At 63.8% G+C, this 26,090-nt stretch carries 24 protein-coding genes; 16 read left to right on the plus strand and 8 right to left on the minus strand.

Features of this window, described 5'->3' with window-relative positions; translation table 11 throughout:
- The 7 genes from fadD5 to BKG76_RS12735 all read left to right on the plus strand — a co-directional run bounded on the left by fadD5 (position 1) and on the right by BKG76_RS12735 (position 9,023).
- A complete protein-coding gene (gene fadD5, locus BKG76_RS12705) occupies positions 1-1,593 on the plus strand; it encodes a fatty-acid--CoA ligase FadD5 (protein ID WP_070937955.1) in 1,593 nt (530 codons plus the stop codon).
- Between the two features lie 218 nt (positions 1,594-1,811).
- Positions 1,812-3,347 carry an MlaD family protein gene (locus tag BKG76_RS12710; RefSeq protein ID WP_070937956.1) on the plus strand — a complete coding sequence of 512 codons (1,536 nt, stop codon included), beginning with the start codon at positions 1,812-1,814 and terminating at the stop codon, positions 3,345-3,347.
- Entirely contained in the window at positions 3,344-4,399 is a 1,056-nt protein-coding gene (locus tag BKG76_RS12715; RefSeq protein ID WP_070937957.1) for an MCE family protein, read from the plus strand. Before BKG76_RS12710 ends, BKG76_RS12715 begins: the two co-directional genes overlap by 4 nt.
- On the plus strand, positions 4,392-5,438 hold the full coding sequence (locus BKG76_RS12720) for an MlaD family protein (protein ID WP_070937958.1): 1,047 nt from the start codon (positions 4,392-4,394) through the stop codon (positions 5,436-5,438). Before BKG76_RS12715 ends, BKG76_RS12720 begins: the two co-directional genes overlap by 8 nt.
- Complete coding sequence (locus BKG76_RS12725) at positions 5,435-6,568, plus strand: MCE family protein (RefSeq protein ID WP_070937959.1); 1,134 nt, start codon at positions 5,435-5,437, stop codon at positions 6,566-6,568. Before BKG76_RS12720 ends, BKG76_RS12725 begins: the two co-directional genes overlap by 4 nt.
- Positions 6,565-7,773, plus strand: a complete 1,209-nt coding sequence (locus BKG76_RS12730; protein WP_070937960.1) for an MlaD family protein — start codon at positions 6,565-6,567, stop codon at positions 7,771-7,773. Before BKG76_RS12725 ends, BKG76_RS12730 begins: the two co-directional genes overlap by 4 nt.
- The gene (locus tag BKG76_RS12735; RefSeq protein WP_070937961.1) at positions 7,770-9,023 is read left to right on the plus strand and encodes an MlaD family protein; all 1,254 of its coding nucleotides are present in this window, start codon (positions 7,770-7,772) and stop codon (positions 9,021-9,023) included. Before BKG76_RS12730 ends, BKG76_RS12735 begins: the two co-directional genes overlap by 4 nt.
- Before the next feature lie 37 nt (positions 9,024-9,060).
- Here BKG76_RS12735 and BKG76_RS12740 read toward each other — a convergent pair whose 3' ends face one another.
- Both BKG76_RS12740 and BKG76_RS12745 read right to left on the minus strand, forming a co-directional pair.
- A complete protein-coding gene (locus tag BKG76_RS12740; RefSeq protein WP_070937962.1) occupies positions 9,061-9,801 on the minus strand; it encodes a pirin family protein in 741 nt (246 codons plus the stop codon).
- Between the two features lie 87 nt (positions 9,802-9,888).
- On the minus strand, positions 9,889-11,013 hold the full coding sequence (locus BKG76_RS12745; protein WP_070937963.1) for an NDMA-dependent alcohol dehydrogenase: 1,125 nt from the start codon (positions 11,011-11,013) through the stop codon (positions 9,889-9,891).
- Between the two features lie 195 nt (positions 11,014-11,208).
- On the opposite strand from BKG76_RS12745, the gene BKG76_RS12750 reads away from it, so the two are divergent.
- A complete protein-coding gene (locus tag BKG76_RS12750; RefSeq protein ID WP_070937964.1) occupies positions 11,209-11,484 on the plus strand; it encodes a hypothetical protein in 276 nt (91 codons plus the stop codon).
- Here the strand turns inward: BKG76_RS12750 and BKG76_RS12755 are convergent.
- Positions 11,481-13,028, minus strand: a complete 1,548-nt coding sequence (locus BKG76_RS12755; protein ID WP_070937965.1) for a long-chain-fatty-acid--CoA ligase — start codon at positions 13,026-13,028, stop codon at positions 11,481-11,483. The genes BKG76_RS12750 and BKG76_RS12755 overlap by 4 nt on opposite strands.
- Positions 13,029-13,141: 113 nt before the next feature.
- Between BKG76_RS12755 and BKG76_RS12760 the strand changes: the two genes are divergently transcribed.
- The 4 genes from BKG76_RS12760 to BKG76_RS12775 all read left to right on the plus strand — a co-directional run bounded on the left by BKG76_RS12760 (position 13,142) and on the right by BKG76_RS12775 (position 16,515).
- Positions 13,142-13,825, plus strand: a complete 684-nt coding sequence (locus BKG76_RS12760) for a DUF3137 domain-containing protein (RefSeq protein WP_070937966.1) — start codon at positions 13,142-13,144, stop codon at positions 13,823-13,825.
- Between the two features lie 9 nt (positions 13,826-13,834).
- Complete coding sequence (locus BKG76_RS12765) at positions 13,835-14,452, plus strand: LemA family protein (RefSeq protein WP_070937967.1); 618 nt, start codon at positions 13,835-13,837, stop codon at positions 14,450-14,452.
- A gap of 102 nt (positions 14,453-14,554) precedes the next feature.
- Positions 14,555-14,956: a VOC family protein gene (locus tag BKG76_RS12770; RefSeq protein ID WP_070937968.1), complete on the plus strand. Its 402-nt coding sequence runs from the start codon at positions 14,555-14,557 to the stop codon at positions 14,954-14,956.
- A gap of 74 nt (positions 14,957-15,030) precedes the next feature.
- The gene (locus BKG76_RS12775) at positions 15,031-16,515 is read left to right on the plus strand and encodes a M1 family metallopeptidase (RefSeq protein WP_070937969.1); all 1,485 of its coding nucleotides are present in this window, start codon (positions 15,031-15,033) and stop codon (positions 16,513-16,515) included.
- A gap of 20 nt (positions 16,516-16,535) precedes the next feature.
- On the opposite strand, the gene BKG76_RS12780 is transcribed toward BKG76_RS12775, so the two are convergent.
- Positions 16,536-17,501: a sigma-70 family RNA polymerase sigma factor gene (locus tag BKG76_RS12780; RefSeq protein WP_070939183.1), complete on the minus strand. Its 966-nt coding sequence runs from the start codon at positions 17,499-17,501 to the stop codon at positions 16,536-16,538.
- Between the two features lie 41 nt (positions 17,502-17,542).
- Complete coding sequence (locus BKG76_RS12785) at positions 17,543-19,225, minus strand: DUF3556 domain-containing protein (protein WP_070937970.1); 1,683 nt, start codon at positions 19,223-19,225, stop codon at positions 17,543-17,545.
- A gap of 65 nt (positions 19,226-19,290) precedes the next feature.
- Here BKG76_RS12785 and BKG76_RS12790 point away from each other — a divergent pair, with 65 nt between their 5' ends.
- Positions 19,291-20,127: an alpha/beta hydrolase gene (locus BKG76_RS12790; RefSeq protein ID WP_070937971.1), complete on the plus strand. Its 837-nt coding sequence runs from the start codon at positions 19,291-19,293 to the stop codon at positions 20,125-20,127.
- Positions 20,128-20,195: 68 nt separating this feature from the next.
- Here BKG76_RS12790 and BKG76_RS12795 read toward each other — a convergent pair whose 3' ends face one another.
- Positions 20,196-21,455 (minus strand): oxygenase MpaB family protein, encoded by a 1,260-nt coding sequence (locus BKG76_RS12795; protein ID WP_330220042.1) that lies wholly within the window; start codon positions 21,453-21,455, stop codon positions 20,196-20,198.
- Between the two features lie 137 nt (positions 21,456-21,592).
- On the opposite strand from BKG76_RS12795, the gene BKG76_RS12800 reads away from it, so the two are divergent.
- Together BKG76_RS12800 and BKG76_RS12805 are read left to right on the plus strand one after the other, a co-directional pair.
- Positions 21,593-22,345 carry a DUF2786 domain-containing protein gene (locus BKG76_RS12800; RefSeq protein ID WP_070937972.1) on the plus strand — a complete coding sequence of 251 codons (753 nt, stop codon included), beginning with the start codon at positions 21,593-21,595 and terminating at the stop codon, positions 22,343-22,345.
- 8 nt (positions 22,346-22,353) lie between these two features.
- The gene (locus BKG76_RS12805) at positions 22,354-22,848 is read left to right on the plus strand and encodes a TIGR04338 family metallohydrolase (protein ID WP_070939185.1); all 495 of its coding nucleotides are present in this window, start codon (positions 22,354-22,356) and stop codon (positions 22,846-22,848) included.
- Here the strand turns inward: BKG76_RS12805 and BKG76_RS12810 are convergent.
- Together BKG76_RS12810 and BKG76_RS12815 are read right to left on the minus strand one after the other, a co-directional pair.
- The gene (locus BKG76_RS12810) at positions 22,845-23,489 is read right to left on the minus strand and encodes an O-methyltransferase (RefSeq protein WP_070937973.1); all 645 of its coding nucleotides are present in this window, start codon (positions 23,487-23,489) and stop codon (positions 22,845-22,847) included. The two genes, BKG76_RS12805 and BKG76_RS12810, sit on opposite strands and share 4 nt — an antisense overlap.
- Positions 23,490-23,538: 49 nt before the next feature.
- A complete protein-coding gene (locus tag BKG76_RS12815) occupies positions 23,539-25,257 on the minus strand; it encodes an aldehyde dehydrogenase family protein (RefSeq protein ID WP_070937974.1) in 1,719 nt (572 codons plus the stop codon).
- An 86-nt stretch (positions 25,258-25,343) separates the two neighbouring features.
- On the opposite strand from BKG76_RS12815, the gene BKG76_RS12820 reads away from it, so the two are divergent.
- Positions 25,344-26,069: a TetR/AcrR family transcriptional regulator gene (locus BKG76_RS12820; RefSeq protein WP_109420719.1), complete on the plus strand. Its 726-nt coding sequence runs from the start codon at positions 25,344-25,346 to the stop codon at positions 26,067-26,069.
- The last annotated feature ends 21 nt before the right edge of the window (positions 26,070-26,090 follow it).

Consider the following 26,090-nt stretch of genomic DNA (forward strand, 5'->3'; position numbering starts at 1 on the left):
GTGACCGACACGATCGATGCGACCGTCCAATCCGCAGGCCTCGAGCAGCCGTACCGCGCTCGGCGCCAGAACTGGTGTAACCAGCTGTCCCGACATGCGCTCATGCAACCCAACGCCACCGCCATCCGATACCTGGGGCGCAGTATCTCGTGGGGAGAGCTGAATCAGCGTGTGCAGTCGTTGGCCGACGCGCTGTCTCGGCGCGGCGTCGGATTCGGGGATCGCGTCCTCATTCTCATGCTCAACCGTCCCGAGTACGTCGAATCATGGCTTGCCATCAATGAACTCGGCGCCATCGCGATCCCGGTGAACTTCCGGATGACGCCGCCAGAGGTCGCGTTCCTGGTCGAGAACAGCGGGGCCAAGGTGGCGATCACCGAGACGGTCCTGGCTCCGGTGACCGCCGCGGTGCGTCAGCAGACGCCCGCACTGGAGACGGTCATTGTCGCGGGCTCGGAGTCCGGGGACGGTGCTCTGGGATATGAAGAGGTCATCGCCGAGCAGGGCGAAGCGCACGACGAGGCGGATCTCCCCGGCGATACCCCCGCGCTCATCATGTACACCTCGGGGACGACGGGCCGGCCCAAGGGCGCGGTGCTGACACACCTCAATCTGTCCGGCCAAGCGATGACCTATCTGCTGAGCACTACGGTCGACCTGAGCTCGGATGTCGGGTTCATCGGCGTTCCCATGTTCCACATCGCTGGTGTGGGCAACATGATCACGGGGTTGCTGCTGGGGTTGCCGACGGTCATCCATCCGCTGGGTGCTTTCGATCCTGGAGCCCTACTGGACGTTCTGGAGGCCGAGGGTGTCACCGGAATCTTCCTGGTTCCGGCGCAATGGCAAGCGGTTTGCGCGGCTCAGCAAGCAAACCCACGGAGGGTGAAGCTCAAGACCCTCTCCTGGGGTGCCGCGCCGGCCACCGATGTCCTGTTACGGACCATGTCCGAGACATTTCCCGAGGCGAGGATTCTGGCCGCGTTCGGGCAGACCGAGATGTCGCCGGTCACCTGCATGCTCATGGGCGAGGACGCGGTTCGCAAGATGGGATCCGTCGGCCGGGTTATTCCCACCGTCGCGGCCCGTGTGGTCGACGACAACATGAATGATGTGCCGGTTGGCGAAGTCGGAGAGATCGTTTACCGGGCGCCGACCCTGATGCAGGGCTACTGGAACAACCCCGAAGCTACCGCAGACGCGTTCACCGGTGGCTGGTTCCACTCGGGCGACCTGGTCCGCCAGGACGCGGACGGTTTCGTATGGGTCGTGGACCGCAAGAAGGACATGATCATCTCCGGCGGCGAGAACATCTACTGCGCGGAAGTGGAGAACGCACTCGCCGAGCATGAACAAATCGTCGAAGTCGCGGTGATCGGCAGGCCGCACGAGAAGTGGGGCGAAGTGCCGGTCGCCGTGGCGGCCATACACGGTGAGGCACTGACGATCGGTGATCTCGACGGCTTCCTCACCGAGCGACTAGCCCGGTACAAGCATCCCAAGCACCTCGTGGTCGTTGATGCGCTACCGCGCAACCCGTCCGGCAAGGTGCTCAAAACGGAGCTCCGACAGCAGTTCGGTGTGGCCGAATAGCAAATATGAATCTGGATTCAGAAAAGTTTAGTCAAGAGCGAAACGTGAAACTAGAAGTACTGTACATTCCTGTAATTGCCATCACATCGGGGGGCTGGTGTGACCGAATCCGCTTGAATGGCGGGTTTTGTTTGCTGACGAAAGGGATCGGGTGGTGTTGCACATCCTGCAGTGGCGCCGTGCCGGCGCGCGCGTAGGGAACACCAGGGCAGGCCAGCGTGCCCAATTCCTTTGAGACGGATGGCCGGGGACCGTCGGACCGGCAACTCCTGCTGTGCGGCGTGGCGATGGCCGTCGTGGCCGCGCTGGTCGGCACCGCTCTGGTGATCAAGTCGACCGGCAGGTTCGAAAACTATGTGCGGGTAGTCGCCGAGCTCACCAATGTCGGCGATGGCCTCCCCGCCAAATCGGACGTCAAATATCAAGGCGTACTGGTCGGCGCGGTGGACGATGTGACTCCGTCCCAGCGGGGCAGGCCCAACGTCGTTCATATCGACCTGAAACCCGGTTTGGCGCAAACGGTTCCGCGGTCGGTCACCGCCCGCGTGGTCCCCAGTAACGTCTTCGCGGTCTCCTCGGTGGAGCTGGTCGATCACGGCCCCGGTGCCGCGATCACCGACGGAACCGTCATCGCCGAAGAGACCGAGCTGCCCACGGTGTTGTTCCAGACAACCATCAGCAAGCTGCGTGACATCCTGCTGGCCAACGGGCGCGGCCGTGATGACGATTCGGTGGGCATCTTCGCCGTCATCGCCGCGGCGACAGAGGGACGTCGCGCGACGCTGCTGAACGCGGCCGGGCAGCTGACCCGGATCATCGACCAACTCAACGACATCGTCGCGACCGATACCGGCCCGTCGACCCTTTCGGCGCTCCTCAACGCGACCAAGGGGTTACAGACGACAGCCCCGGAGCTTGTCGATGCGCTGCACCAGGCCATCAAGCCCATGCAGACGCTTGCCGAAAAGCGTGAGCAATTGCAGACGCTGCTCAACGCCGGATTGCATACGACGGGCACGCTGCGGCAGTCGTTGGACAACCAGACCGATCGCATGATCGACATCACCACCAAGCTGACTCCGGTCATTGGTGTGCTTGCCCAGAATTCCGTGCACTTCCTGCCGATCGCCACACGGCTGAAGGTGTTCTCCGACAAGTTCTTCAGCGATGTGTGGGACCCGGAGAAGGACGTCGTCAACATCCGCGGAGTCCTGTCGTTCACGCCGTCGACGATGTATACACGCGCCGACTGCCCGCAATACGGGGAACTGAAGGGGCCGAGCTGTTACACCGCACCGGAGCTCGTAGTCCGTCCCGACCTTCCGGAAACGTTGCTCCCGCAGAACTACAAGCCGCCGCCCGATCTGGCGCCGCCGCCGGGCACCGAGGTCGGGCCGGATGGGAACCTGATCGTGACCGGACCTCCACTGCATAACCCGTACCCGAATCTGCAGGACCCCAATCCGCCCTTGCCGTGGTGGCAGCCCAACCCATCCCCGCGGGTGCCGGGTTCGGCCGACCCGGGTGATGCCGAGCCTCCGCCGGGTAGCCCGGGTGTTCCCGCCCCCGGGGCGACCGCGCCGGCCTCGTTCGGCGGGGCCGTTGGTCCCGTCGGCAGTAGGAGCGAGCGTGAGCAGTTGGGTCTGATCACCGGAGGCGAGGCGAATTCGTCCACTCAGCTGCTGCTGGGTCCGGTTGCGCGGGGTACCAAACCCGTTATTGCCCAGCAAGTCTCAGCAGGAGGGCAGCGATGAAGTTTCGCGGTCCGTTGATCGGGCTATCGGTGTTCATGGTGATCGCGCTGGCCATGACGTGGCTCGTATATGCGACCCTGCGGCGTGAAGTCGCAGGGTCGACCAACAGCTACGCCGCGATGTTCACGGACGTGACCGGATTGCGCGATGGGGACGACGTCCGGATCGCGGGTGTACGCGTTGGCCGCGTCGAATCCGTGGCCATTGCCGGTGACCTGGCCAAAGTGGACTTCCGGGTTGAGACGGGGCAGTCGTTGTACGGCAACACGATTGCCACGATCACCTACCAAAACATCGTGGGTCAGCGTTATCTCGGGTTGTCGTTGGGCAAGACCGGAAGCACCGATCGGCTCAAGCCGGGAAGCGTCATTCCCGTGGAGCAGACGGAGCCTTCGTTCGATATCGGCATGCTGCTGCACGGGTTCGAGCCCCTATTCAGCGTGCTCGACCCCACGCAGGTCGACAACCTCACCGAAGGTGTCGTCAAGTCGCTGCAGGGGGATACCGGCTCGATCGTCGGGCTGGTGGACCAGACATCGCAACTCACCGAGACCTTCGCAGGTCGAGACAAGGTGCTCGACGATGTGATCACCAATCTCAACGGTTTGACGAAAACCCTTGCTGGGCAGAATAAAAACCTGGACACCGTGTTGACGCACACCCGCGAGATGGTCGCGATTCTGGACAATCGACGCGCGGCATTGGTCGATTCGGTTGGTTCGACGGCGTTCGCCGTGCGCAGGCTGTCGAAGATCTCGGACACGGTATATCCGCAGCTCAACGAGATACTGCACCGGGAACCGGGATTCGTCAGCCACTTGAACACCGTCGAGCCGCAGCTGGCCTTCGCCGGGGATAACCTGCCGCTGCTCCTCAAGGGAGTCGCGCGGACCACCCAAGAAGGTGCCTTCATCAACGGATATGTCTGCGACCTCAACATCACAGGGTTCTTCCCCGGACTCAACGACGTCGTACCGATCATCGTGAACGCCGCCACTCCCGGCAACAAGGCCCAGTACACCCCGAAGTGCAGGAACCTGGCAGATGGATAAACCCAGTGTGTGGCAGCGTATTTCGCGACGTCCCGTCGAGACCTACAACAAGACGTGGTTGGGCGCGATCGCGCTCGCGGTCATCGGCGCCCTGGTCGGGGCAATGCTGCTGGTGAAGGTGATCGGTGTTGGTTACAGCCACTACACCGGGGAGTTTCTACAGGCGGCGTCGCTGCAACCGGGTGCCAACGTGTCCTATGCGGGAGTATCGGTGGGGGAGGTCACCAGCGTCGAGTTGGTGGGCGACCGCATCGAGGTCGGCATGCGGGTCCGCGATGACATCAAACTCCGCAAGGATGCCAAGGCGGCCATCAAGATCACCACGATTCTCGGTAATCAATACGTGGAACTGCGCAACGGTGGTGACGGTGTCTTGCCGAACCGTCGAATAGATCTGGCGCACACCGAGGTTCCGTACGATCTACAGGCGACACTGCAGGACGCCACGTCGACGTTCGAACAGGTCGACGCCAACAAGATCGCGGAGTCCATGGAGATCTTGGCCAAACAACTGGAGGGCCTGCCTCCGGTGCTACCCCAGGCCATGGAGAACATCCGCACGCTGTCCTCGGTGATCTCACATCGGCGTGATCAGATCGGCACGCTGCTGTCCAGCACGGAGTTGGTGTCGGGCACCCTGTACCGGCAGCAGGGGGATATCGGCAAGCTGATTGTCCAGGGACGAGACCTGCTGGGTGAATTCGTCTCTCGACAAGCGAGTTTCCACTCGATGATGCGGGCGGTCAACGAGCTGGTGACCGTGCTGAGCAAGATCGTGGTGAAAGACAGGCGGGCCGTCGATGCACTGATCGCCGATGTGAAGACCTTCAGCAAGTTGATCGGTGGTCACGATGACTTGTTCCGGAGTCTCCTGCAGGTGACCGCGGTCGCGGCCCGCAACTTCACCAACCTCACGGGCTATGGCAACGCACTTGAGCTCAGTGCGCCCGGCGGTCTCGCGGTGGATTCATGGATGTGTGCGATCAGCGGAAGAGCAAAGCAGTTCAACATGATCCCGTACTTCAAGGACTGCAAATGAGCACACCACTGAGTACCAAGACGCGACGAATCATCTGGGTCGCGGGGGCACTGGCGCTGGTGGCCGCGGTGGTGGTGGCGTCCTTCGGATGGACCTATCTGCGTGAGCGGAGCAACAGGCTGACCATCACGGCGCAGTTCGAGTCCGTATCCGGTCTGTATCCGGACAACAAGGTGTCGGTGCTGGGCATGCCCATAGGTAAGGTCACCAAGATCACCTCACGCGGCACTTACATGGAGGTGGAGTTCACGGTCGACTCGAAGGTCAAGGTGCCGGCCGATGCGAAGGCCGTCACGGTGTCGTCCTCGATCCTGACCGACCGGCACATCGAACTCACCCCGGTCTACCGCGGTGGACCGACACTCAAGAACGGCGACATCATCGGGCTGGACCGCACCAAAACGCCCGTGGAATTCGACCGGGTGCTGGCGATGGTTGACAGGCTCTCGAAGGCACTCAAGGGCGACGGTAAGGGCGGCGGACCACTCGCGGACGTGGTGAACAACAGCGCCAACGCATTGTCCGGAAACGGCGAACTGATGACGTCATCCCTGGATGAACTGGCCAAGGCACTTCGATTGAGTGCCGACGGCGGCGCGATGACCCGGGACCAGCTGACCAAGATCATCACCCGCCTCAGCTCACTTTTCGAGGCCGCGGCACGCAATGACCAGAACATCCGCGGGTTCTCCTCGACGGTGCGGCAGTTGTCCCAGGTGCTCGACGAGGAACAGCTCGGATCCGGCACCACCGGCAAGCAGCTGAATAACATTCTCCTGCAAGCAGGTTCACTTCTCGAGCAGAATCGGGATGCCATCAAGGATTCGGTGGCAAATTCTGGTCAGATCGCCCAGGCGGTGTACGACAACCGGCGTGAACTCTCCGAAGGGTTCGATCTGCTTCCGCTGATGGCCGACAACGTCTACAACATCATCGATCCGGTCAACAATGTGGTGCGCGCCCATGTCCCGGCGGACAGGCTGCTGTTCGACACACAGGCCGCCAAGGAGATCTGCAATCTGATGGGCCTGCGCCAACTTGGTTGCAGCACCGGAACTTTGCAGGACTACGGACCCGATTTCGGATTGACCTATGTGCTCGACGGTCTCGCGGCGATGGGGCAGAAATGAACAGACTACGAAAACTGGCCGCGCCCGCGGTGACCATTGCCGTGCTGCTGACCAGTGGATGCGGCACCAGCGGTCTTGCCAGCCTGCCGCTTCCGGCGCCGGGCATGACAGGTGGTTCCTATGGTTTGACGGCAATGTTCACCAACATCTTGAACTTGCCGTCGCGTGCCAAGGTGAAGTTGGGCGGTGCCGATATCGGCGAAGTCGACTCCATGAGCACCACCAACTACACCGCAGTGGTCACCATGCGGATCCGCTCGGATGTGGAGATCCCCAAGGGGACGACGGTGGAATTGCGCACCGCGACACCGCTGGGAGACGTGTTTGTCGCACTGAAACCGCCCCGGCCGGCTGACCCCAACGCGCCGCTCCTGCGCGACGGGGACACCTTCGGGCTCGATTCGACAACAGCTGCCGCGACCGTGGAGGCGGTTCTGAGTTCGGCGGCGATCATTGTCAACGGTGGTGCGGTGCGCAATCTCACCGGCACGGTCAATGGACTCGGTCGCGCGACGGGACCCAACGGCCAGGCGTTCGGAGACCTGATCGGCAAGTCGAATCGATTGTTGGGCACGCTCAACGCCCGATCCGGTCAGCTGGATTCCGCACTGCGCGATACCGCACAGCTTGCCTCCGAGATGAATACACGGCATGAGGCGCTCTCCGATTTGTTGGTGGCGGCCGCACCCGCCACCGACACGCTGTCGGCCAATGCATCCCACATCGCCGATCTGGCCGACCAGGTAGGCGCGGTGACAAAGCAGCTTTCCAAGTTCCCGTCGATCGCGGGCACCGACAACAGCGGCCGAAGCGTCATCGCCGACTTCAATACCCTGTCGGCCTCGTTCAACGACATCGCCGTCAGCCCGGACACCAGCCTTGCCGCCCTGAACCGGTTGATGCCGCCGATCATCAAAATCATGGCGGGATCGGCGTTCGCGGCCCGGGTGTCGATCGACAAGATTGCCCTCGGGTCCATTCCCGATATCGGATACAAGGGTGATCCGGGGCTGCATGGCCCGAAGCGTTATGACTGGGCCAAACTTGTCGGCTCGTTCAAGTACACCCTGTGGCGCCTGCAAGAGCGCGTGGTGGGTCAGGGACCCGATGTCCCGACAGTTCCTATGCGGCCCAGCCCGACCGAGCCGGGTGTGATCGAACCGGTACCGGGTGCCGTGCCCGTGCCTCAAGGACCGCCGCGATGATCAGAACATTGGCGAACGCGGTGGTCGACACCGTGAAATTGGGCCACCGCAACCGCTTCTGGCTGTCGGGGCTGGCGCTGGCTCTCACGCTGGGGGTGGCGTGCACCTACCTGGCCGTTGGCGCGTTGCGTGCCAGCGCCTTCGCTTCGACTTATCAGGTGTCGATCGAGCTGCCCGAATCCGGTGGGTTGATCCCCAATCAGGATGTGGCGCTGCGTGGTTTGCGGATAGGCCGGGTCGAGTCGGTGACTCCGTCGCCTCGGGGACCGGTCGCGGTGGTTCATATCGAGTCCTCGGTCAAGATCCCGGTGGGAAGCCCGGTGCGCGTGTCGGGCCTTTCTGCGGGAGGCGAGCAATATGTGGACTTCGCGCCGGTGACCACTGCGGGCCCGTATCTGAGTGATGGCAGTGTGATCGCGCGCGGGGAAGCGACGGTTCCTGTTTCGTTGGCGAAACTACTCGCCAATGCCGATGGTGCACTGGCGCAGGCTGATACCAAGAAGCTGGAGCTCATCAAGAAGGAACTGCATCTCTCCCGCGAGGCGCCGCGCAAGATGACGGATATCATCGACGGTGGTGTATTCCTTTTGTCCACATTGGATTCCGTGCTTCCGCAGACGGTGAGTGTGCTCAAGCAGAGCCGCGTGACGCTGTCCTCGTTCGCGGAAATGAACAATGGTCTCGCCACCACCACGCGGGGTCTGAATCGGTCCTTGAACGGTGTGGCGCGGATGGATGGCGGTTTTCGTACGCTGATCGACAGGGTTCCGGGGCCGTTGGCCACTACCGATGCGGTGATTGCGGACAACTCCGACAATATGGCGCAGCTGTTGGGGAATCTCACCACGGTGGCGCAGTTGTCCTACGTGCGCGTGCCGGCGCTGAACGCGTTGTTCCCCTCGTACCGTGGATCGGTGATCGAGGCGGTCGCCAACACGTTCTACGACCATGGCGTTTGGGCCGTCGCCGACATCTATCCGCGATACACCTGCGACTACGGATACCCACGCACCGCGGTATCGGCCGCGGACTACCCGGAGCCTTTCCTGTATGCGGGCTACTGCCGAGATCAGGACCCCGCGGTGCTGGTGCGCGGTGCCAAGAACGCTCCACGGCCGGCCGACGATGACACGGCCAGTCCGCCGTTGGGTGCCGACCTGGGCCGGATGGCCGATCCAACTCCCAAGGGCCGCTTCACCATTCCCACGCCGTACGGTGGGCCCACGCTCCCCGTTGACCCGCCGAAGTAGGGGTCTAGCTGCATCCCGCCAGCCGGGTAATACTCGGCTAGCCCCCTAAGCGGGTGTGCATCTCCCAGACCAAGATCTCGGCATCGGTGGTCGCGGTGACTCGTAAGGCGCCGGTGTCGGTGAGGCGCACGGCATCTCCCTCGGTCAGCTCACCGGCGGCCTCAATGGTCACGGCCCCGCGGGCGACGAAGAGATGCAGGAATGGTGCGGCGGGCAGTTCGACGCTGTCGCCGGCGGCGATGCGTGCCGCATGCAGCGCGGCGTTCTTTTGGGCGATGGTGATCGCTGTCTGATCCCGATGCCGTGGCATCCCGGAGGCCACGGTCACCAGCCCGCCGCGGAGTAACTCGTGGTCTATCTCGAGTTGTTGGTAACCGGGATCGATTCCGGAGTCGTCCGGGGTCACCCACATCTGGATGAAGCGCACCGGATCGGAGTGCCGCTCGCCGGACAGCCGCCAGGAGTCGTTCTTCTCCGAATGCAGAATGCCGGTACCGGCCGACATCCGCTGTGCCAGACCGGGATAGATCACCCCGGAATTGCCCTCGGAATCCTGGTGTACCAACGAACCTTGCAACACCCAGGTGACGATCTCCATATCGCGGTGAGGATGCGTCTCGAACCCGGCGCCCGGAAGCACGATGTCGTCATTGTTGACCAGTAGTAGCCCATGGTGGGTGTTGTGCGGGTCGTAGTGCTCGCCGAACGAAAACGAGTGCTTGGAATCCAGCCACGAGATCTTGGTCGCGAGCCGATCGCTTGCGCGGCGGATGTCCATTACCCAAGTATGCCGAACAGGCGCTCAGTCCTAGGAAAAGTGTGTCTTGACGAGGACTGAGCGCCTGCTCGCGGGGAAAGAAGGGGCCTACCAGTCGGCTTCGGTGTACTTGATGACGCCGCGGATGTTCTTGCCGTCAAGCATGTCCTGGTAACCCTCGTTGATCTGCTCCAGGCTGTAGGTGGTGGTGATCATCTCGTCGATCTTGAGCAGGCCCTGCTTGTACAGGCCGACCAGACGCGGGGTCTCGGTGTGCGTGGTGCCACCACCAAAGATGTTGCCCTTCAGTGTCTTCTGCAACATGGTGAACAGGAACAGGTTGAACTTCACGTCCACGTCGACCATGGCGCCCATGCCGGTGACCACGCAGGTGCCGGTCTTGGCGGTGAGGATCATGGCCTCTTCGATGTATTCGCCCTTCATCTCGCCGACCGTGATGATGGTCTTCTGTGCCATGATTCCCCAGGTCAGGTCCATAACCGGCATGATGGCCTCGGCCATCGACGCATAGACGTGGGTGGCGCCGAACTTGAGGGCCTGCTCACGCTTCCACGGCACCGGGTCGATCGCGATGACGTAGCGGGCGCCGGAGACGACGGCGCCCTGTAGGGCGCTCATGCCGATTCCACCGACCCCGATGATGATGACGTCCTCGCCGGGCTTGACCTCGGCGATGTTGGTGGCGGAGCCGAACCCGGTGGGCACGGCGCAGCCGAGCAGCGCGGCCGACTCGAAGGGCACGCTGTCGTCGATCTTGACGACTGAATCCTCGTGGACCACGGCGTACGGCGAGAAAGTGCCGAGCAGGTTCATCGCGGAGACGGGAGTGTCACCCGCGTGGATGCGGTTGGTGCCGTCGGCGATAGCCTTGCCGCCCAGCAGGATTGCGCCACGGTCGCACAGCGATCGGTAACCGCGCATACAGGGCGGGCACTTACCGCAGGCCGGGATGAACGCGAAGATGACGTGGTCACCCTCCTGAACGGAGGTGACACCCTTGCCGACCTTGGTGACGACACCCGCGCCCTCGTGGCCGGGCAGCACGGGCAGTTCCATCGGGGTGGCGCCGGTGAGTACGTGGTAGTCGGAGTGGCACATGCCGGCGGCGTGCAGCTGGACCTGGACTTCGCCCTCGGCCGGATCACCGAACGTGATCTCTTCGACGACGATCGGCTTGTTGAGCTCGCGAATCAGCGCGCCTTTTGTCTTCATTGACTGGCTAGTCCTTCCAGATACACGTGAACCAGATCACTCTCGTGGACGAGGATAGCGGCTCTCGGCGAAAAGTGAAACGCGTTCTAAAAGTGCGTGGTCAGCGGGTCAACAGTGGCTTTGACTACGACCTATGCACAGCTATGAGGTCTTGTCATCCATGCGCTGAGGCCCGCCGCGGCGGACGATGTGCGCATGACGAACGCGCGATGGAACGTATTGATCGAGGAACAGGTCGGCTCGAGGGAGTACCGGGAATGGCAGTTGACGGCGATCCGAGCGGCCGGCGACGAACGCGGCGCGGCCGAACGGCTCGCTGAGAAACTCTCGTCGTCGTACGCCCCGCGGCATCCCATGAGCCCTCAGGGACGCGCGCGCTTCCGCACGGCCGACGGCTGGGTTGTCGTCGTCGATGGTGCGATGAGTCAGTTCCGATTCCGGCTCACGGTCGCCGAGCACATACCCGACTAGGACACCCCGGCGTCGTGGCTCTCCCAGTGTTTCTCACGCAGCACACGCTTGAGGATCTTGCCCGCACCGGACAAGGGGAGCTCGTCGACGAACTCGAAGCTACGCGGCACCTTGTAGTTGGCGATGTGCTCGCGGCAGTGCTCCGTCAGGTCGTCCCCGCAACAGTCGGCTTCGGCCTGTCTGACGACGACGGCGTGCACGCGTTCGCCCCATCGTTCGTCGGGGATGCCGATTACCGCGCAGGCCGCCACCGCCGGATGCTTGGCCAGCGCGTTCTCTACCTCGGCCGAGTAGACGTTCTCGCCGCCGGTTACCACCATGTCCTTGATGCGATCGACGATGAAGACATACCCGCGATCATCCATCCGTCCGGCGTCGCCGGTGTGCATCCACCCGTTCCGGATGGCGGTAGCCGATTCCTCGGGGAGCTCCCAGTAGCCGAGCATGACGTTGTCGCCCTTAACGATTACCTCGCCGATCTCACCGCGCGGCACCTCGTTGTGGTCCGGGTCGACGATCCTCACCTCGCAATGTGGAGCCGCCCGTCCCGCCGAACGCAGCAGTGCCGGGTCGTCGTGATCGTCGGGAAGAAGCAGTGTTGCCACGGGCGACACCTCGGTCATGCCGTAGGCCTGGGTGAATCGGGCATTGGGGAACACGTGCTTGGCGCGCTGCAATACCGCCTCGGAGATCACCGAGGCTCCGTAGGTGATGGTGCGGATTCCGCTGAGGTCGAGCTGAGCGGCTCCCGGATGGTCCACCAGCATCTGAATCATGGTGGGCACCAACAGCATATCCTGCACATCGTGTTCGACGATCGTATCCAGCACCCCCTGCGGAGTGAACGAGGGGACGATCACATGGGTGGAACCGGAGAGGTTCCCCGCCATCACGGCGCTGAAGTCGGCCATGTGGAACATCGGCGCCGAATGCAGCAGTCGGCCGCCGCGCGTCAGGAAGTTGCCGGTGGACAGTGACCCCATCGCGGAGGTCAGCACGTTGTTGTGAGACAACATGACGCCCTTGGGATTTCCGGTGGTGCCGCCGGTGTAGAAGACGCCGAGCAGACTGTCGCCGCCAGCGCGGGTGTCCTCGATCGGATCGTGCGCGGACAGGAGATCCTCGTACCCGATCATGTCCTCGGGTACCGGACCGTCACCGCAGTAGATGACGGTGTCCAGGCATGCGCAGGCCGCGCGCAGCGGCGCGGGGGCGGCCTTGAACGCGTCGTCCACCAGCAACACCCGGGTGCCGGACTCCCGCAGGGAGTAACCGATCTCGGCAAGGCTCCACCGGATGTTGACGGCGTTCAGTGCGGCGCCCAACCACGGCACCGCGGTGAGGTACTCGACGTAGCGGTCAGAGTTCAGAGACAGCATGCCCACGCGATCTCCGGGCTGGACACCGTGGGCTCGAAGCCCGGCGGCCAAGCGGGCGACACGGTCGGCGAACTGCTCCACGGTGCGCTCCCGACCCTGGTGGATCGTGATGAGGCGGCTCGGGTCCTGCTGCAAGGCACGGTGCAGCCACTGGGTGAATTGCATATGCCGATCCTGCCGTTCCGGAGCGCCGGGGGTGCGGGTTTCGTCGAGCTAACGGGCAACCTTCAGTGTCCCGGTACGATGGGCGCAGGGGCAACAGGTGGCGAGGGGGAATCGTGTCAGCAGGTGTGCCGATATTGGCGGGCCTTGGCTTCTTCGCGCTGGTCTTCGGCGGGTTGTGGTTTCTCTTGGCCAGGATGCGCAAGAAGCGAATCGCCAAGCTGGCATCCTGGGCTCAGACACAGGGCTGGACATACACACCTGACGATCAGAGCCTGGTGGCGCTATCCGAGGGCGAGCCGTTTAGGCAGGGGCACAGCCGCACCGCGCAAGATGTCTTCAACGGCTCGATCGGCGGACACGACTTCGTGTCCTTCCAGTACTCGTACAAGGTGACCACCGGTTCGGGCGAGCAACAGAGCACACAGACCTATGAGTTCATGGTGACGGCCATCGTCACACCGCCGTCGTCATACCGGCTGGAGATCAAGCGCGAGGGCGTGTTCGCGGGACTGGCTCGCGCCGTTGGCTTTACGGATCTGGAATTCGAGTCCGACGAGTTCAACAAGAAGTTCAAAATCAAGGCCACACCGGAACGGTTCGCCTATGACGTGCTCAATCCGCGCACCATGGAACGAATGCTGGCCGATCAAAGGTATTCCCAGCCTTTGCGATTCGAGAATAGCCGGTTGTTGACGTGGCGCCGGGGCAAGCTCGACGAACAAAGGATCACCGGCGAGGTGCAGTACCTGATCGATACTCTCGAACCCGTGCCTGCCTACGCGTGGGAACAACACTAGGAGAAGGAAATGACCCCAGTTCTGATCGTGAGCGTCATCGCAGTATTCATTGCCCTGGTGATCGGACTTTGGCTCCTGACCACGTACAACGGGTTCGTCAGAATTCGCAATCTGGTGCAGGAGGCGTGGAAGCAGATTGACGTGGAGCTGCAACGCCGACACGACCTCATTCCCAACCTCATCGAAACAGCCAGCGCGGCAGCCCAGTTCGAGAGGGACACGCTGCAGCAGGTAACCGCTGCCCGGAACCTCGCGCGCGAGGTCTCGGCGACGCATCAGGGGGTCGCCGCCCAGTCGCAGGCCGAGCAGCAGCTTTCCGGAGCGTTGGGGCGGTTCTTCGCCATCGCCGAGAGCTACCCGCAACTGCGGTCGATTCAGAACTTCGTGGCACTGCAGAGCGAGCTGGCCAACACCGAAGACCGCATTGCCGCGGGCCGGCGTTTCTACAACGGCAATGTGCGGGCGCTCAACACCAAGGTGCAGACGGTGCCGTCCAATCTCGTCGCGGGCTGGTTCGGGTTCACCGAGGCCGAGTACTTCGAACTGGACGATCCGCAGGCGCGGAACGTGCCCAATATCCGAGGGGCCTTCGACCGTCTGAACCCGCCGCCGCAACAGCAGCAATAGATCGTTGTGCTGAGCATGGAAACGGCGATGAGTTTCTGGGCGCAGCGCTGTCAATACAGGTGAAACGGTGGAAATGCCGCCGTCCTGTATCGAGGAGACCCGATGTCCCGCATGTTGTTCGTCAACATTCCCATCGCCAACGCCGCGGCTAGCCGCAAATTCTTCGATCACCTCGGTTTCTCCTTCAACGACCAGTTCTGTGACGAGAACACCCTCTGCATGGCGATCAACGAGCAGAGCTGGGTGATGATGCTGGAGGAAGACCGATTCCGCGGATTCATCGCCGACGACATCGCCGACACCTCGAAGAATCGCGAAGTACTGCTGTGCGTTTCGGCAGACAGCCGTGACGGGGTGGACGAGCTGACAGATGCGGCACTGGCCGCCGGTGGTGTGGATTGGATGCCGGCGCAGGAACTGGGCTTCATGTACGGGCGCTCGTTCCGCGACTTGGACGGTCACGTGTGGGAGGTCAGCTGGATGGACCCGGCGCACCTGCAGTAGCTACCCGCGATCGGTGATGCCTTACGTAGAGTCTTCCTCTGGAGTCATACCGGCTCGCTCTACGTAAGGTTCACATGACACACAGGATTCTCGGGGTACCCGTCGCAGTAGCGGTGTTCCTAGCCGCCGGCAGCGCGGGTGCGGCGCCCGCGTACGCGACCGACGCCTTCACCCCCGGATCGCCCACCGGCATTGATAGTTACTTCCCGCAGGACGGCAACGGCGGCTATCGCGTCACCCAGTACGACCTGACGCTGCGGGTGGACCCCGAGACCACCGACGTACACGGCACGATGGTGATCAGTGCCGCCGCCACCCAGAATCTGTCGAGCTTCAACCTGGACTTTTCGGATCTGGGAACCGCGACGGCTTCGGTGGACGGCCGGCCCGCCACCACCGAGTTCAGCGGCGAGCACGAAATGACCGTCACCCCGGAAAAGGGCATCCGCACCGGCAGCTCCTTCAGCACCACGGTCGACTACGCCTTCAACGAGCAACAGGAGGCGCAAAAGCGCGGTCTCGGCGCGTTGCCCGGCTGGGTCCGCAGCACCAGCGGCGGCTATGCCAAGGGCGGGGAGCCTGATGGAGCCGAGAACTGGTATCCGTCGAACAACACCCCGGTGAACAAGGCCCCGTTCACGCTCACTGCGACGGTGCCGTCCTCCTGGATTGCGGTGGGCGGTGGCAGAGAAGGGAAGGCCGTCGAGTCTGGTGGCTGGACCACCAAGACCTGGAATGAGCCGAATCCCGTTGCCATGTACCTGGTTCCGTTTGCGGTGGATCACTTCTCGGTGTTCCGGTCCACCTTGCCCAGCGGCACTCCCGTCGTGAGCGCGTTTGCGCCCGACGCCGGTTCGGGCAATGCCGAGGCACGACTGCCCGAGATACTGAGCTTCCTGGAGTCCAAGCTCGGCAAGTACCCCCACGTGGCCGCCGGTGGCATCTTCGCCGACCCGATCCGTGAGGACATCGCGTTCAGCGCCCTGGAAACTCAGACCCGCCCGTACTACACATTCAGCCGGGATGTCGAGGACGACAAGCGACTTGCGGTGGTGGTGCACGAGAACACCCACGAGTGGTACGGCGACGTGGTGTCGGTCGAGCAATGGCGGGACATCTGCCTCAATGAGTGCTTCGCCTCCTATCTGCCGTGGATGTGGTCGGAGGAGAAGGAAGGCAAGTCGATCGACAAGCACTATCGCGAAACCGTCGACAAGGTGTGGGACGACGACAAGGTCTGGGGAAACCTGCTTTACGACATGTGCCCGGGCGGCACGGAATGCAGCGCGGACCAGGTATTCAACCCGTTGGGCGTGTACGGCAAGGGACCGCTGGCGCTGCATGCGCTGCGGCGCACCATCGGGGACAAGGCATTCCTGCAGATCCTCCGAACCTGGCCGTCCGAACACAAGTGGGGCAACGCCACCTGGCCGCAGTTCGAGGCGTATGTGCAGAAGGTGACGGGTAAGGACCTGTCCGGGTTCTTCACTGCCTGGTTCCACAGCGTGACCCGGCCCGCGGACCAGTACTTGTTCCCCGGGAGCCTCGCCCAGCGGTAACCGGTTGGTCGTCGAGGCGGCTAGTCGGGGAGTTCGGTTGGTAGACCGAACTTTTCAAACAACGAGAGGTCGAAGAAGCACACCACATGCGCCACGCCGTCTGGGGTGACGTCCAGAACGTGCATCTGGAACGGACGGTGCACCCCGTCGCCCTCACGCATGTAGAGACCGACGGCGGGCTGACCGTTGGCGGACGTTTCGATGAGACGCATATCGCCGGCCTTTTCGGCGGGGCACTGTTCCTTGATGAGTGCGGCGATACTCGGCCCGCCCCGATACCAACCGGTGAACGGCGGCATCTCCCAAATCGCCTCGGTGGTAAACATTTTCGCGATCGCATCGACGTCGTAACGTTCGAACGCGTTGATGTATTGGCGAAGCTGTTCCCGCAGCATCGGGTCCCCGGGCTCCAGCAGGGTTTCCTCCTGCGGCGACACCTCCTGCAGCTGAGCGCGGGCGCGCTGCAACAGGCTGTTCACCGCGGCGGTGCTGGAACCGATCGCGTCGGCGACCTCCTGAGCCTTCCACTGCAACACCTCGCGCAGCACCAGCACCGCGCGCTGTTTGGCGGGCAGATGCTGCAATGCCGCGACGAATGCCAAGCGCACCGACTCTCGTGAACCCACGATGGCAGCGGGATCGGTGGCATCGTCGGGCAGTGGTTCCAGCCACGGGATCTCGGTGCGCTCATCCAGTTCATCGAGCGGATCGGCGCTGGGGGCTCCCAATCCCGTCGGCAGGGGCCGGCGCTGCTTGCCCTCCAGCGCCGTCAGACAGGTATTGGTCGCGATACGGTACAGCCAGGTGCGCACCGACGACTTGCCCTCGAACCGGTCGTACGCTTTCCACCCGCGCAGGTAGGTCTCCTGCACCAAGTCTTCGGCGTCGTGGATGGACCCCGTCATCCGATAGCAATGGGCCAGAATCTCGCGCCGATATTGTTCGGTGTGCGAAAGAAATTCATCCTCGATGGCTTGTGCCGTCACGGCCGCGAGAATAGTCCGGTCCACCGACACATGTCAGGTGGTTAGGCCGGGTTGACGTGCACGGGTAGCGCGTCATCCCAGGGCTGGCGGTTCACCATATCGGCCACCCGCACGTAGCCACTTTCAAATTCGCCGGTGGCAGCATCGACAAGCCGATATTGCTGGGTCTGCCGATGGATGGGTTGGGCGTCGAGCAGCACGATGCGGACCTCGCCCGGTTCGAACTGGCAGCGTTCCTGCATCGCGGCGATCAGCTGCTCGTTGTGCATGTGTCCATCACCGAAGTTCCAGCCGATGGCGGTGCTGCAGATGCGTTCGCCATCCGTGATGACGTAGTCATCTTCGTTCTGCCCCGCCATGGCGCGATGCGCGAGCGTGAACATGGCCCGCCCATGTGTGTTCATGGCACGGAACGCGTAGCCGATGTACATGAGCAGCGGCGCTTGCTCGGTGCCGTAGTAGCGCTCCATCTGTGCCTGCGGCATGCTCGCGATGGCGACGATCCCCTTGTCGATCTTCGCGCTCGCCGACGGTTTGACGCACCACAATGTGGTGTCCCAGTTTCCGGCGTAATACCGCATACCTGGCAGGAAGGAGATCTTGCGGGGCAACAGGTTTCCGGCGACGACGACACCAGCGCTGAGCACGAACAGGAGCAGCACGGGCACGGGGTGCGTCATGTCGCCCAGGCCGACGTTCGCATGCGCGACGAACAGCGACAGCACGCCGAAGATCATGAATACGTTCCACTCCAGCGGCACGCCCATCGGGATGGCGGTCAGGATGCCCAGGTGAAAACACACCATGACGATGGCCGCGGTGGTGGTTACCCAGCCGCCATGGCTGAAGAACAGTGCGATCGGCACCAGGCCTTCGACCGCGGTGCTCACGTGTGCGACAAAGCGTGACAGGCGCCCGGGACGTAGGTCATCGGGGAACTTCTCGAAGAACGCGCGCTTGAGCCGCTTGGCGCGGATGAGCGGGTTGTTGGACATCATCGTCGAAATGACAAAGGGGAAGTGGTGGTTGAGCTTTGAGGTCGCCGCGCCGATCCAGATGACAAGGAAGATGAGTTTGGCGGCCACGATCATGTCGGCCCCGGTGAACAGGAAGGTCACGGTGAGTGTGCCGTACACCTCGCCGCGGGCTGCCAGGAAGATCACCTTGTCACGTAGGCCGGTGATGGCCAGCAGCCCGAGGATGGTGGCCGTCTGCCAGGTGGGCAGCAAGCCGGCTGCGGAGGGCTGGGACAGCAGGGCGAACAGGACCATGCCCAGGAAGGCGGCGTAGAGCACGATATCGACAGGGGTGCGTCCCGATCCCTTGGTGAGCGGGATGCGGGGCCAGGGAGGCAAGCGAATAGTGTTGGGGCGCAGCCAGTACAAGATGGAGCCCAAGGGCGGGAAAAAACGGTTGTTGAGTGGTCCGAACCCGCATCCGAGGCCGATGACCTCGAAGAGCATGGTGTAGAGCACCACCTTCTGGAAGACGACGGGTGCGGAGTATTCCGTGAGCCCGAGTCCGTCCGTCGAGACCACGGCGAATAGCCAGCCGCCCAAGACGTATAGGCCGATCTTCAACACATAGAACAGGTGCAAGGCGACCGGCGTCCCGAAGCCCACCTCGGCCCAATGCCGGGCCATGGGGCGGATCTTCTCGGCGCGAGTTCCCTTGCTCCATTCGGCGACATCGACGACGGGCAGCGTGGGCTTGAGGAATCCCATGCGCCCACACTAGAACGTGTTCTAGTTGATGTTGGCGGGTTCGGCAGTTCCGTAGAGTTTCCACCGTGAGCGGATCTCGGGTACAGCGCGCCTTCGACGGCGCCGACAACGTGCGGATCGTCTACGACACCTGGACGCCGGCGGGATCGCCGCGCGCGGTAGTGGTGCTCTCCCACGGATTCGGCGAACACGCGCGCCGGTACGACCACGTCGCCCGGCGATTCAATGACGCCGGATACCTGGTCTACGCCCTGGATCACCGTGGTCACGGCCGATCGGGAGGCAAACGCGTCTATCTGCGGGACATCTCCGAGTACACCGACGACTTCGGCACCCTGGTCGACATCGCGGCGCGTGAGTACCCCGATCTCAAGCGGATCGTGCTGGGGCACAGCATGGGCGGCGGAATCGTCTTCGTCTACGGTGCGGACCACCAGGACCGCTACGACCTGATGGTGCTCTCCGGGCCGGCCATCGCCGCCCAGGTGGGGCTGCCGTACGTGCTGACGCTGGTGGCTCCGGTCGTGGGACGCCTGGCGCCCGGGCTGCCGGTGACCAAGCTGGATGTCAACGGGATCTCGCACGACCCGGCGATCATCGCCGCGTACAACGCCGATCCGCTGGTGCACCACGGCCGGGTGCCGGCAGGGATCGGGCGTGCGCTGTTGGGCGTGGGCAAGACAATGCGGCAGCGCGCCGCCGGTCTCAAGCGTCCGGTACTGACCATGCACGGCGGGGACGACCGGCTGACGGCGCCCGAGGGCAGTCTGTGGCTGGCCGAATCAGCGCCCGATGCGACGCTGAAGATCTGGAACGGCCTCTACCACGAGATCTTCAACGAATTCGAGAAGGACCTCGTGCTCGACGAGGTCGTCGGCTGGATCGACGCCCGTCTGTCCTGACCCCCCGACACGCCGCGTTGTGGCGGATTCGTATCGCACATGTTCGCCGTGAGGCGGCGTGTCGGCGGCTAGCGGCGCATATCCGAGAGATCGCGGAAGTCGTGGGTGTGCGTACCTGACTGCCAGTCGATCCAGTGTTCCCAGCGCCGCATCTTGCCCTGCTGCCAGCGCCGATCTACCGCAGGCACGGCATGACGCGCGAGCTCGATTGCGGCGACAAACGGGAAACGTGCGACGAGCGCCGCGGTGCCCAGCCAGCCATTGGGTATCTGATAGAGCTTGCGGTTCCACGGCAGCATGAACAGTCGGGTGAATCCGGCCTGGAGTTGCAGATGGAACAGCCCCCGTAGCCGATTCGCCGGTGACGAGCCGGGACTCGGCGTGAAGGACGGGACGAACGACTCGACGAGTTCGCGCGAGGCTTCTCCGCCGTCATAGGCGCGGGTGGCGTCGAAGTGGTACAGAATGCGTACCGCGTCGGCGACGGTCTCGGGGTAGATGTCATCACATCGCACTCCGAGTAGATACCCCAGATATCGACAAAAATGCAGGGCCGCAATCATTTCCGATCGTGTGGTGAGATAGCCGACTGCCCACAACCCGAGTCCGGGCGCCACACTGCCGGCGATGAGTGTCAGCAGCATCTCCGATTGGCTGATGGGCTCACCCCATTGTTCGCGGCGCCATTCCGGGTGCTTGCGGACCCCGCGGCGTACCGAAACGTGCATGACGCGGATTTTCATGGTGATCTGCCGGGCAACCGAGTACCGGTCCAGGGCGGCGCCGGGCCGCGCACACTCCAGCCACCACCTGCTGGTCTCCAGATGGCGGTGCATCGCGCCTTGCCCCGCGTAACCGCCCGCCAGCGAGAGCGGGGTCGCCAGCCAGCCCTCGGTGTAGGTGTCCATGGTGCCCGCGTTGGCGATGGAGCCCATGTCGTAGCCCCACCGCCTCCACACCGCGGCCCCGGCCTCGATGAGCTCCGGGTCGGCCCAGGGCGGCAGGGTGTCGAACTCCGCAAACAGCGCCCGCATCGATTCCGGGGCGTCTTCGACGGCGTCGATTCCCTCGCTGAGCGCGCGGTCCAGCAAGGCGCGCCCGCGCTCCGGGCCGATCTGCCCGTAGTAAATCTCTTCCACGAAGCGTTCGGCGACCGGATCGGTTATCCACAGGCCCGCTCCGTATTGGCGCACCACGTCTTCCGGGGGCGTGAGATCGAACCCGGTCCAGCGGCGAAGGACATTGCGCACCTTTGTGTGCGCCGGTGCGGGGTGCGAGAGATTCTCCGCGTAAGCCGCAGGCAGTACGGCATTTTCCTGCAGGGTCACGCGGCCTCCACTGTCTCCCGGTGTCTCATGTGTGGCTAATCGAAACACAACCCGAACGACTTGACAACCATGGTTGTCAGAATGCGCCCGGTACTTGCTGCCGTCGTCTGTCGCCGCCCTCGCCTAACCTGGCCTTCGTGACAGAGGACAAGCAGCTCTCGCGGATCGCCGCCCTGCTCCGTCAGGCCGAGGGCACGGACAACGCGCACGAGGCCGAGGCCTTCATGGCGGCGGCGCAGCGACTGGCCACCGCCACCTCGATCGATCTGGCGGTTGCCCGAGCGCACTCGGCCAAGCGAGACGCCCAGGCGCGGCCCACCCAGCGCACCATCACCATCGGCGAGGCCGGTACCCGCGGCCTGCGGACATACGTCAACCTTTTCGCGTTGATCGCCGGCGCGAACGACGTCACCTGTGATGTCGCGTCCAACTCCACGTATGTGTATGCCTACGGCTTCGCCGAGGACATCGATGCCGTGCATGCGCTCTACGCCAGCCTGGTAGTCCAGATGGTCAGAGCTTCGGATGCCTACATCAGCTCGGGGGCGCACCGCCCCACCCCCACCATCACGGCCCGCCTCAACTTCCAGTTGGCGTTCGGCACGCGGGTGGGGCAGCGGCTGACCGATGCGCGCCAGGAGGCGCGAGCCGAGGCCGTCAAGACCGAGAAACGTGGTACGGGGACCGAACTGGTGCTGCGCGATAAGGACATCGAGCTGCGTGACTTCTACAAGGGTGCCTCGATGGCGCGCGGGCAGTGGCGTGCGGTGAGTGCGCAGGCTGGGTATTCGTCGCATGCCCGTCGTGCTGGCGATCGTGCGGGCCGACGAGCCAGACTGGGCGCGAGCCCGGAATTGGCCGGTGCCCGAACAGCATTGGACAAAAACTGAGCGATCAGCTGCGCCCTCGCGATACGCAGCGCGCCAAGGTGTACGCGGCCGAAGAGTTCGTGCGCACCATCTTCGAACGGGCGGCCGGCCACAGCCAACGCGATATCGACTTTTTCGGTACCCGGCTGACACTCCCGCCCGAGGCGCGTTTCGCTTCGGTTGAATCGGTGCAGCGCTATGTCGATGACGTGCTGGCCCTCGTGGGCAGTAGATGGTCCGCCGGGCCCGTCACGGTGCGTGCCCGGCGCGGTGCGACGGCGGCCCACTACGAGCGGGACGGGGATCGAGCGGCCATCGCCGTCCCCGACGATCGCAATGGAAGCGCTTGGGCCATGCGTGAACTGGTGATCCTGCACGAGCTCGCGCACCACCTGTGCCCGCAGGACGGCCCGGCGCACGGGCACAACTTCGTCGTGCTGTATCCCGAGTTGGCGGGGCTGGCGATGGGGCCGGAGGTCGAATTCATTCTGCGGACGGTCTATGCCCGCGAGGGTGCGCGCTAGCGCACCACCGCGATCGCCAGCCCGTCCCAGCCCTTCACGCCCACGGTCTGCAGCGCGGTGGCATCCAGACGTGGATCAGAGCCCAGCCGCTCCAGCGCCTCGCGGGTTCCTTCGGCATTCGGGCCCTCTTCGGAGATCCAGCGAATGACGTTGTCCACGACGATGACTGCTCCCGGCTGGGTCAGCCGCAGCGCCCAGTCCAGATAGCCCGGGTTGTTGGACTTGTCGGCGTCGATGAACACCAGATCAAACGGGCCCTCGACGGCGGGCAGCGAGTCCAGGGCAGCGCCCACCACAACCTGTACCCGGTCCCCGAGGCCCGCCTCGATCAGGCTGGCCTGGGCGACGGCGGCGTGCTTGGGATCGAATTCGAGGGTCACCACCGCGCCCTCGGGTCCGACCGCCTTGGCGAGCCACGCGGTGCTGTACCCGCCGAGCGTCCCGACCTCCAGCACCCTGCGGGCCTTGGCGATCGTGGCCAGCAGATACAGGAACTTGCCCTGTGTCGCCGACACCGCGATATCCGGCAGCCCGCCGTCCTCCTGTGCCTGCCGAATGTGGTTCAACTCGGCAGCGTCGGTAGCGACGGTGCGCTCCAGGTAGTCGTCGATCTTTGTCCAGCGGGTGTCTGCCTCGGCCATGATTCGACACTACGCCGCATGTAGACCGTGGCGCACAAGGTGATTCGTGTCAGCCCCGTAGCGCGGAGATGAAGATCCGGGGGACTTTCAGCAGGCTGGGCTTACTGGCGAAGTTGACCAGCAGTTCGCCGGTGCCCGCCGCTGTGGCATTGCTCACGAACCACGGCGGCTTCGGGGACAGCGCCCACTCGCCGTGCACCACGGACCGTGGGAAGGGCCGGAAAGGTCCGCGCACCACGGTACGTTCCGGCTTTTCGACCAGGAACCCGTTGTGCACCACACCGATTCCGCTTTGCACGTCGTTGAGGACGTGGCCGGGGAATGCGCCCCAGGTGGCGGCGGGGGTCAGGTAACCCACGCCGGTCCAGGCGTTGATGGCGACGGTGCCGTACCGCAGGTCCTCGATCAGGGCATCGAATTGCGATCCCAGCTGCTCGATGGTGTCGGGGTGCGCCAGTACGTTCACGCCGAGAGTTCCGACGAATTCCTCGTTGGCGACCCGCGTCGCCTCGCGCATGAACTCGGCTCCGTCCGGGTCGTTGGCGATATCGAGTTCGATGACACCCAGGACCGGCCCGAAGTATTCGGTGCGCAGCAGGGCTGTGCGATCCTCGGGATCGACGACGAGCACGCGCGCACCGTTTTGGCCGAGTCGCTCGGCGTCCGGATAGGACTGCTGCGCGCCGGCCACCCGATCATCGGATCCGGGGTAGTAGGCGGGACGGGGCGGCGCCTCATCGACGGCCTTGCGCAGCGCGGCGAGGAACTCCTCGCGTTGCGGCCATGATTTCGAGAGCACCACGACCTGCGAAGCGATGCAGTTGTAGCCGTTGTTGTGCAGGCGCTGGGTGGCGATATGACGGGTCTGGAACTCGATGTCCGAGGAGTTCCACTCGCCGGGCACGACGATGGTGGGCGAGACGCCGCCCAGCTCGCTGGTGATGGCCTTGTCCAGAACCGGCTGGTTGGCGGCCTTGCGCTGCGCGCCCTCCTCGCCGGTGCCGAACACGATCGCGTCGTGGGTGATCGAGCTGCCGGTCATGTGGACGTGGTCGACCAGCTGGTGGTGCACCAGGTAGGTGCCGACATCTGCCCCGCCGGTCAGAATCCGTACCGCGCCGATGTCGATGAAGGGCTGCAGCACCTTGGTAAACACCGGCAGCAGCGGATCGGTGATGGGGTTGAGCTTGAGCGCCACCACTCGGTTGTTGGCGAACAGCTCATACAGCGTGTCCAGGGGAGCGATCGAGGTGATGTTGCCGGCGCCGAGCACCGCGCCGACCCCGTTCGTGTGGCTCGGGTCGCGTTGTGCCAGGCCCGCGGTGCGTAGTGCCTCAGCCTGGTCCACGCCGGGTTGCAACCACAGCTCGGCACTGAATCCGGACAGCAGCAGGCTGTCGAAGATGTTGAGCGGCAAGACCGAAACCGTCGTACGGCCACCGGGGGTGACACCGAACGTGGCCTCGCGCAGCGGGCTGTGCCCGGCCTGAAGCTGTTCGAGGCTGGCGATCAGGGCGGCAAGGGCGCCCGCGACGGCGTAGGGGCCCGAGATCCATTCCTCGCCGACCAGCGGGGATTCCGGGTCGAGCTTCTTGATCTGGAACGCCGCGGCCTGCACCCACTGCCGCGCGTTGTCGATCACGCGTTGACGTGTGTCCGCCAGCAGCTGCAAGCGCCGCGCCAAAGAGGTTTCGGCCCAGTTCTTTTCGCCTTCGGCCAAATCCTGCAGGGCCTGGTCGACGGGGGATTCGATCTGTACGTCGGTCATGGAATTCAGCTCGCGCTCTAGTCGAAGTCGGGTGATGACATGTTCGGTGGGTCACATGGTACGTGACGTACCACCCCATTGCTAGAGTGAGCTTTGTGCAGCCCGAAAGCCAAGAACTCCCCGCTGGTAGGTGGGATGGCCAGCGCGAACGGCGCCGGGCCGAGTTCGTCGAGGCCGCCCTTGCCGCCATCGCCGAGCACGGACCGCAGACGTCTACGGAGCAGATCGCGGTCTACGTGGGGGTCACCAGAACGAAGCTCTACAGGCATTTCGACGGCGCCGTGGACTTGCAGCGCGCCGTGGCCCGGCGGGCCGGTGACATGATCATCGCCGAGCTTGCACCCGTATGGCAGCCGCTGGGGTCGATGACGCAGATCATCGAGGCGGGCATCGGTGGGTATGTCCGTTTTCTCGTCGGGCATCGCAATCTGTATCGGTATCTTGCGCGCTGCTCCCTCTCGGAGGGTTCGGACGCACCCGACGCCATTGCAGATATCAAAATGTCTGCGGGACTGCATCTTTCGCGCGTGTTCGCCGTCTATCTCGATGCGTTTGGGGTCGATACCGACGCCGAGCTGCTGGCGATGTGCATCGTGGGGATGGCCGAGACCTCGGTGAGTTACTGGCTCGATCAGCCGGGGGAGACCTCTCAAGAGCGATTGATCGAGAGTCTGGTCCGGCGGATCTGGCTCATTGTCGAAGACAACCTGCGCACGGGTGGTGTCTACCTCGATAGTGAGGAGCCGCTGCCAGAACCCGGGGAAATCGCACGGAACGCGCAGCGTTACCGAGATCCCGCGCGTCTCGGCTAGCCCCGAAAATTTCCTTCCGCC

This window comes from Mycobacteroides franklinii, assembly GCF_001853795.1.
Taxonomy (GTDB): domain Bacteria; phylum Actinomycetota; class Actinomycetes; order Mycobacteriales; family Mycobacteriaceae; genus Mycobacterium; species Mycobacterium franklinii.